The organism is Dyella koreensis, assembly GCF_044904565.1.
Taxonomy (GTDB): Bacteria; Pseudomonadota; Gammaproteobacteria; order Xanthomonadales; family Rhodanobacteraceae; genus Dyella_D; species Dyella_D koreensis.
In genome coordinates this window covers 625634-632562 of sequence record NZ_JADIKD010000012.1, presented here as the reverse complement: position 1 = coordinate 632562, position 6929 = coordinate 625634, and the positions used below count along the sequence as shown (strand labels likewise).

Sequence of the window (6929 nt, the reverse complement as noted above, 5' to 3'; positions counted from 1 at the left end):
AAAATGTCTGCCCAGAGCTATGAAGGGGGCAGTGGAGCTGCTTTGGCTGAAGCCTTGCGGCAACTGCTGGATGCGCGTCAGGAAAAAATCGCAGATCGTTTATTGGATCAGTGCGAGCGTGGGCTGGTTGAGCAACTCAATCGATCCCCGGTGATCGGTCTCCATGCGCGCCTGTCGTACATGTTGAAAGGAAGGCTGCGCCGCCGCTCCGATCGGGATGGCCGCCATACGCCAGGCTTCATGCCGGCGCTGGCTGGTGTGCTCAATCTGTGGTGTCGCGAAGGCCGTCGCAGCTCGATCCGCAGCGTGTTGCGCGAGCTGGAAAGCGATGACCTGCATGTCCTGGCGAGCGAGAAAGAACTCGATGCCGAGGTTGCATCCATGCTGCGCGAGTTTGACGCCTGAGCGCGCTGCGACATCTCACTTTTTGCGATCCATTTCCATATTTATTTAATTCCATGAAAATATTGTGGAAAGCATTTTTCAATCAATGCTTCCGTTGCGTTTCATGACGAGATCCATGGAATGCGAAGTCATCGCAAAGACATTTTTCTATACATGTATTCTTAATCGTCATGTCATTGCGTGCCAGTACAAATACTAAGCCTCCATTCCGGGGGTATATTTGCAAGGGGTACGTCATGATTTTCGGGTTCAATGGAAATACCCGCATGAAGACGCTTGCGGGCGCGCTCGTGCTCGGCATGACCGCCGTCGCTTCGGCCGCAAATGCCGGCACCACTTTGGTAGGTGGTGGCGCCACGCTGCCGGCGCTCGGCTACGGTGGTGATGTCACCCATCGCCTGATTGCTCCGACCTCCGGTTCTTTCCTGGCGACGTTCTCGGCTCAAACCGGCAACCCGCAGGTCTCCTACTGCCAGACCGGCAGTGGCGCGGGCAAGAACATCCTCGCCGGCGTCAGTGGCACCAACGTGCAGAATGGTTGCCCGGATGGTCCGACCCCGACGGGTTTCGGTGCCGCTACCTCTGGCGTGAATCGCAGCGATCTGACCCAGCCGAACTTCGCGGCTTCGGATTCGCCGCTGTCGTCGACCGATTACAACAACTACGTCACCAATCGCTCGGGCAGCCATCCGGTGCAGTTCCCGGCTGTGGCCGGCGCGATCGCCATTGCCTTCAACAAGTCCGACGTGCCCTCGCTGAACCTCACCAGCCTGGCCGTCTGCAAGATCTTCTCGGGCAAGATCACCACCTGGAAGGCGCTTGCCAGCGAGCCGGGCGTTACCGGCATTCCCAGCAACGTCGTGGACGGCACCATCAAGGTCGCCTATCGCTCCGATGGCAGTGGCACCAGCTTCGGTTTCAGCAATCATTTGTCGGCGAGCTGCGCGGCCACCGGCAGCCAGCATTTCGTGACGGATCAGGCTTTCACCAATGCCGTCGCCAGCTACTTCCCTAGCGGTCTGCCGAGCGCGTGGAGCGGTCAGAGTGGTAACCCCGCCGTGGTGAATCAGGTGCTCGCTACGGATGGCAGCATCGGTTATGCCGAGGCGGCCAACGTGCAGGGCGCGTTCGGTCTGTTCGCCACGGTTGACAGCCTTGATCCGGTGGCCAACTTCGCCGATCCGACCACGCATAAGGTGACGATCAACAGCGCCGACGTGGTTTACAACCAGGCCATCACTGGCGTGGACGCCAATGGTCGCCCGACCTTCGCTGCCATCTCCGGTGCCCCGTCGACCCAGTGCATCGCGCTGGTGAAGCCCAATGCCTACGCCACTCAGCCGTCGGGTAGCTACCCGATCGTTGCCGTGTCCTATCTGCTGGGCAACACCAACAACAACGGCGGCGATACCGCCAACGTTCGCAAGCTGCTGGGCGCGCCGTACAACGCGACGATCACTGCCGCCACCACCACGATTGGTGATGGCCAGGGTCTGGCGTTCTTGAACACCAGCTTCACGCAGTCGCAGATCGACGGTTGCATCGTCAACTGATCTGTCCTGTTTGCCGTGGTGCGTGGGAGAGGGTTCGCCCTCTCTCACGTTTTTCTGTATCCGGGCCAGGCGGCACGCTTCTGTAATCAAGGCATGCCAGTCTTTGTCCATCGCCAGCTATGCCAAGTCGAAACAGCCGTCCATGCCGCCGCGCGCTCGTGGGTTCAGCCTGCTCGAAGTCATCGCCGCCATCCTGCTGCTGGCGATCGCTTTCGCGGCGTTGATGAAAGTGGCGGGTGGGTCGATGAATTTGTCGAGCCGTGCCGCGGAAATCAGCCGGGCGGATATGTGGGCGCAGTCGAAGCTCGATGGCCTCGGTGTGGCCGAGCCGGTGAGGGCAGGGGACGATAAGGGTGACTTCGATCTCGACTATCGCTGGCGCATGCGCGTTACGCGATGGACGGAGCCCGGCGTGCCTGCCGACAGTACCTTGACGCTCTATCGCGTGGAGCTGGATGTGCAGTGGGGCGATATGCGCTCGCCGCGTTCGACCCGCTACGTGACGTTGCGCGCAGTGGACGAGAAGCCTTCGCCTGCGCCGGCGCGAGGTGCGCCATGAGGCACGCGCGCGGCTTCAGCCTGCTGGAAGTGTTGACGGCGCTGATGCTGCTGGGGATGTTGTTGCTGGCGGTGTTCGGTGGCATCCGCACTGCGACGCAGAGCGTGCATTCCGGCTCGAAGCGCGTCGAGCAGCTCGACCAGATACGCGCGGCGCAGCAGTTCCTTCGTCATGATTTGATGCAGGCGCGGGCGATTCCGTGGAAGCTCGATGCGAATGGCAATCCCATCGTGTTCGATGGCGAATCGCGCCGCATACGTTTTGTGGCACCGCTACCCGGTTACCTCGATGCCGCGGGACCGCAGTTGCAAACCCTGGCCCTGGTCCAGGAGGAGCGTGGCGGCACTTTCCGGCTGGAGTGGAGCAGCAGTGCGCTCTCTCCGAGCGGACCGGCGGCGCTCGCTAACGTGGCGCCAGAAGTGCTGGTGCGCGGCATACGCGATGGTCATTTCGCTTACTACGCGGCATCCCGCAACAACGTGCCTGGCGAATGGAAGGAACAGTGGAAGGGGGCCGTTTCGCTTCCGGCCATGGTGCGCATCGAACTGGTGCACGGGCAAGGCGGCTCATGGCCACGCCTGGATGCTCTGATCCGGCAAAGCCCGAACGCGACCAATGCGCGTGCGCTGGCGAGGTCGTTGGCCGATGCCGGGCAACATTAATTACCAGCGAGGTGTGGCTCTGGTCGTGGTGCTATGGGCATGCACCTTGTTGGCGATCCTGCTGGGCGGCTACGCCACATTGACTCGCACCGAAGCACTGCAGGCACGCTATCAGGCGGCGCGGGTGCGGCTTCACTATCTGGCCGAGGCCGGTGTGATGCGTGGCATGGCCGAGTTCGCCGGCAAGAACGGCGGCGGCTGGATCGCCGATGGCCGGCCCTATGTGCTGCGCCTCGACGAGGCCGACATCGAAATCCGCAATCACGACGATGCGGGCAAGGTCGATCTCAACACCGCGACGCCGGAAGTGCTGCAGGGTCTGTTCCAGGTGGCCGGTCTGGATGCCACATCCGCGCAGGCGCTCGCGGCGAATGTGCAGGAATCGCGTGATGCGGGCGGCAAGGTGTTTCGCGATGAGGGCACGCAGCGTTATGCCCGCGCCGGACTCGCGCGGGGGCCGCGCTATACCGAATTCGCCACGCCCGAAGATGTGCAGGGCGTACTCGGCATGACACCCACGCTCTATCGCCGCATCGCTCCGTTTATCACGGTCTGGTCGCGGCGCCCGACACCTGCGCCGGCTTTTGCATCAGCGCTGATCCTCGCCACGTTGCCGGGCGTCAGCATCGAGTCTGCGCAGCGTTTTGTCGCCATACGCCAGGCGTCGCCGCCGCAAAATCTGCCCAAGGCATTGCCCAATGGAACCGTGATCGGAAGCTGGCGTGGCGGCAATGTCAGGACCATCGTGGCGACGGCGAAAGGGGCGGACGGTGTTCGCGTTTCAATCCATGCGACGGTGCGTCTGGAGTACGTGCGCGGTCATGCAAGTGTCGGAGTGTTGCGCTGGGACGAGGGCGATACGGAGAACGGCGGCAGCCTTCAGTGATCGCATGAAGGCGGCCGACGCCCATTATTCGCCTAAGCTGAAGCGCCCGGTTCCGCGAGCATCAACACCGCAGGTGACCAGCTGTAGTCGAACAGCTTCTCGGTGCGCAGCACGGTATAGCCGGCACGCTGCAGTTCTTCGACCCACGCGCTGATGGGCTGCTCCCAATTCGAGGGCTTTGTCGTCTGCCGTACCTGGCCCAGCAGCATGGGCGCGAGGAAACCGCCTGCGATAAGTAGCGCATCGTCGTGATACGCGCGCAGCGCACGTTCGTAGCGCTGGGCCAGCGAGATGAAATACGCCTCGGTGTCGTACACCAGCGGCGGCACATCGAACTCGATCAAGGCCAGCCGGCGAAGGTGAGGGCGCAGGCGCCGCAAGGTCTGTTCCCGCTCCGACGGGGGCAGGTTTTGCAGCGAAAAGCTGGCCTGCGCCAAGTCCCACTGCATGGAGGGTTCAAGAGCGTCGCAGAACGCCTGCGCCGTGAGTGGCCACGTGCGTATGTGGTTCTGTTGCAGCCGCGCGGATGAAGCCAGTTGTCCGGTGGCATGAGAGAGCAGGGCAGGCGAGGGCTCGACCAGGTCCACGCGGCTCGGGATGTGGCCGGTTTGCGCAAGCGCGGGTATTAAGGCCATACCGTCACCACAGCCCACGTCGAGCAGGGTGTTCACAGCGAATGCGTCGTAGAGATGCGCGAGTGCCGCGCTTACCGCCGCATAAAGCGGCATGTTGTCGCCGCCTCGTATGAAGGCTTCGAACGCGGCGGGCTGGTCGTAGACGGTGCCGTGTTCTCCGCTGCCCAGCAGATCCGCGAGGGCGCGCGCCAGTAGAGAGCCTTGTGCTGTTGCGGCCTCCAATAGCTTTTGCGCTCGTCCGGTATCGCCTTGAGCGATGGCTGCAAAGCTTTCCGTGAGCTCATTAGAGATAGCGTTATTCAACGGGAAATCCCCCTTCGGTCTGTCCCAGGCGTTCACGCAGGAATTCGATAAAGCGTTGCGTCTTCGCTGGAAGCAATCGGGTTTCTGTAAGCGCATAGACAGGCGTGGGTTTGCCGTGCCAGTGGCCGAGCACGCGAACCAGCCGCCCGGCGGCCAGATCATCAGTGACCACGGCATCCGGCACCAGCATGATGCCCATGCCGAGTGTCGCCATGCGGCGTATCAGGCCGACACTGTTGATGGTGAACCGGCTGCTGGTCGAAACCTGGGTCGACTCTTTTCCCTGGTGCAAGGTCCAGGTGTTGGCCTTGAGGATGTTCAGGCATTCGTGCCGCTCAAGGTCGGCCGGTTCCTGTGGTTCACCTGATCGCTCGAGGTAGCGTGGCGACGCGTAAAGGTGGGGCACGAAGGATGCCAGTGGGCGTGCGATCAGATGCGAGCTTGCAGGTTCACCCATGCGGATCGCGATGTCGAAGGGTTCGCTGACGAGATCGACCTGCCGTGGCGTGAGATCGAGATCGAAGGTGATGCCGGGATACCGCTCCGCGAACTCGGCAATCAATGGCGCCATGTAGATCACTGCGAAATCCACGGGCAGCGATGCGCGCAGCACGCCACTGGGCTGGGCGAGCATCTCGCCGAGTTGTTCGTGCGCAAGCCTGGCCTCGTCGACGATGCGCTTGCAGCGCTCGAAATAGATACGGCCCGCTTCGGTCGGTTCGACTTTGCGCGTCGTACGGTGCAGCAGGCGAAGGCCGATGGCTTTTTCCAGCGCGCTGATGCGGCGCGAGAGCGTCGAGTTTGGAACACCGGTCGCCTCGGCAGCGCCTCGAAAGCCCTTGGCTTTGACGACCTCGACGAACAAGGCCATATCGTTCAAGAGTTCCATTACATTGCTCCATCAATGGATCAATGAAATCCACTATACCGTCTTTATCCCATATGTGGCGTAGGTCCATGATCTCCTCAATGAGATTTCGAGGAAATCGCTATGAAGTTCGATCAACGTGTGAAGTGGCATCGCGCCGATGATGCAAGCCACGCTTTTCAGGGGTGGAGGGTCGCCGTCATTGGCGGAACCGGTGGCATTGGCCGGGCGCTGAGTCGCTTGCTTGCCTCGCGTGGTGCCCATGTGATCGTCGTGGGCCAGACCTTCCGAGACGCGGGCACCCCCGGTATCGAATTTATCAAGGCCGACTTGAGCCTGATGCGCGAAGCGCAGCGCGTCGCGACTCTGTTGCCGGCGGAGACGCTGGACCTGGTCATTTTCACCACAGGCATCTTTGCTGCACCCGAGCGCCAGGTAACCGCGGAAGGCATTGAGCGCGACCTGGCGGTGAGCTATCTGAACCGGCTGGTCATCCTGCGCGGCATCGCGCCGCGGCTTGGTGTGGAGCGCGCTGGCGACGCACGGATGAAGCCCCGCGTTTTCATTGTGGGCTACCCGGGCGGCGGCCAGATCGGTACGCCTGACGACCTCAATGCCGAGACATCCTACAAGGCGATGTCCGCGCACATGAACACGGTAGCCGGCAACGAGATGCTGGTGCTCGATGCGGTCAAGCGCTACCCGCAGGCGACGTTCTTTGGCCTGAATCCGGGGCTCATCAAGACGAACATCCGCGACAACTTTTTTGGCAAGGATTCGCTGAAGTCGCGTATCGCAGAAACGTTGATCGGTTGGTTGTCGCCCAGCGCCGACGCCTACGCGCAGCACATCGCGCCGTTGCTGGCTTCTCGCGATATCGAAGCGCACAGCGGCGCCATGTTCAACCGGAAAGCGCGGGCCATCCTGCCGTCGCCGGGACTGACCGACACACATATCCGCCAATTCATGGCTGCTTCCGAGGCGCTGGTGTCTCGGGCAGGCACCCGGATCGCAGCCCCGTAAGCGCGAGACCGCGGCTCCCCCACATCTCTTTAGAG

The 6929-nt window shown here is 62.0% G+C and carries 8 protein-coding genes; 6 read left to right on the top strand and 2 right to left on the bottom strand.

Features of this window, described 5'->3' with window-relative positions:
* The first annotated feature begins 42 nt into the window (after positions 1 to 42).
* The 5 genes from ISS97_RS17770 to ISS97_RS17750 all read left to right on the top strand — a co-directional run bounded on the left by ISS97_RS17770 (position 43) and on the right by ISS97_RS17750 (position 4065).
* Entirely contained in the window at positions 43 to 405 is a 363-nt protein-coding gene (locus ISS97_RS17770) for a hypothetical protein (protein ID WP_379983259.1), read from the top strand.
* 266 nt (positions 406 to 671) lie between these two features.
* Positions 672 to 1958 (top strand): substrate-binding domain-containing protein, encoded by a 1287-nt coding sequence (locus tag ISS97_RS17765; protein WP_379983260.1) that lies wholly within the window; start codon positions 672 to 674, stop codon positions 1956 to 1958.
* 103 nt (positions 1959 to 2061) lie between these two features.
* A complete protein-coding gene (locus tag ISS97_RS17760) occupies positions 2062 to 2517 on the top strand; it encodes a prepilin-type N-terminal cleavage/methylation domain-containing protein (protein WP_379983261.1) in 456 nt (151 codons plus the stop codon).
* Entirely contained in the window at positions 2514 to 3179 is a 666-nt protein-coding gene (locus tag ISS97_RS17755) for a prepilin-type N-terminal cleavage/methylation domain-containing protein (protein WP_379983262.1), read from the top strand. Before ISS97_RS17760 ends, ISS97_RS17755 begins: the two co-directional genes overlap by 4 nt.
* A complete protein-coding gene (locus ISS97_RS17750; RefSeq protein ID WP_379983263.1) occupies positions 3163 to 4065 on the top strand; it encodes a type II secretion system minor pseudopilin in 903 nt (300 codons plus the stop codon). The genes ISS97_RS17755 and ISS97_RS17750 overlap by 17 nt, the downstream gene beginning before the upstream one ends.
* Before the next feature lie 32 nt (positions 4066 to 4097).
* Here the strand turns inward: ISS97_RS17750 and ISS97_RS17745 are convergent, their stop codons facing one another.
* Both ISS97_RS17745 and ISS97_RS17740 read right to left on the bottom strand, forming a co-directional pair.
* Complete coding sequence (locus tag ISS97_RS17745) at positions 4098 to 5003, bottom strand: class I SAM-dependent methyltransferase (protein ID WP_379983264.1); 906 nt, start codon at positions 5001 to 5003, stop codon at positions 4098 to 4100.
* Positions 4996 to 5874 carry a LysR family transcriptional regulator gene (locus ISS97_RS17740; RefSeq protein ID WP_379983265.1) on the bottom strand — a complete coding sequence of 293 codons (879 nt, stop codon included), beginning with the start codon at positions 5872 to 5874 and terminating at the stop codon, positions 4996 to 4998. The genes ISS97_RS17745 and ISS97_RS17740 overlap by 8 nt, the downstream gene beginning before the upstream one ends.
* Positions 5875 to 5994: 120 nt before the next feature.
* Here ISS97_RS17740 and ISS97_RS17735 point away from each other — a divergent pair, with 120 nt between their 5' ends.
* Complete coding sequence (locus ISS97_RS17735) at positions 5995 to 6894, top strand: Rossmann-fold NAD(P)-binding domain-containing protein (RefSeq protein ID WP_379983266.1); 900 nt, start codon at positions 5995 to 5997, stop codon at positions 6892 to 6894.
* Positions 6895 to 6929: the final 35 nt, after the last annotated feature.

Excerpts from the sequence above, each read along its gene's own strand:
- ISS97_RS17765 (WP_379983260.1), top strand. The coding sequence starts at position 672 with ATGAAGACGCTTGCGGGCGCGCTCGTGCTCGGCATGACCGCCGTCGCT.
- ISS97_RS17750 (WP_379983263.1), top strand. The coding sequence starts at position 3,163 with ATGCCGGGCAACATTAATTACCAGCGAGGTGTGGCTCTGGTCGTGGTG.
- ISS97_RS17735 (WP_379983266.1), top strand. The coding sequence starts at position 5,995 with ATGAAGTTCGATCAACGTGTGAAGTGGCATCGCGCCGATGATGCAAGC.
- ISS97_RS17755 (WP_379983262.1), top strand. The coding sequence starts at position 2,514 with ATGAGGCACGCGCGCGGCTTCAGCCTGCTGGAAGTGTTGACGGCGCTG.
- ISS97_RS17740 (WP_379983265.1), bottom strand. The coding sequence starts at position 5,874 with ATGGCCTTGTTCGTCGAGGTCGTCAAAGCCAAGGGCTTTCGAGGCGCT.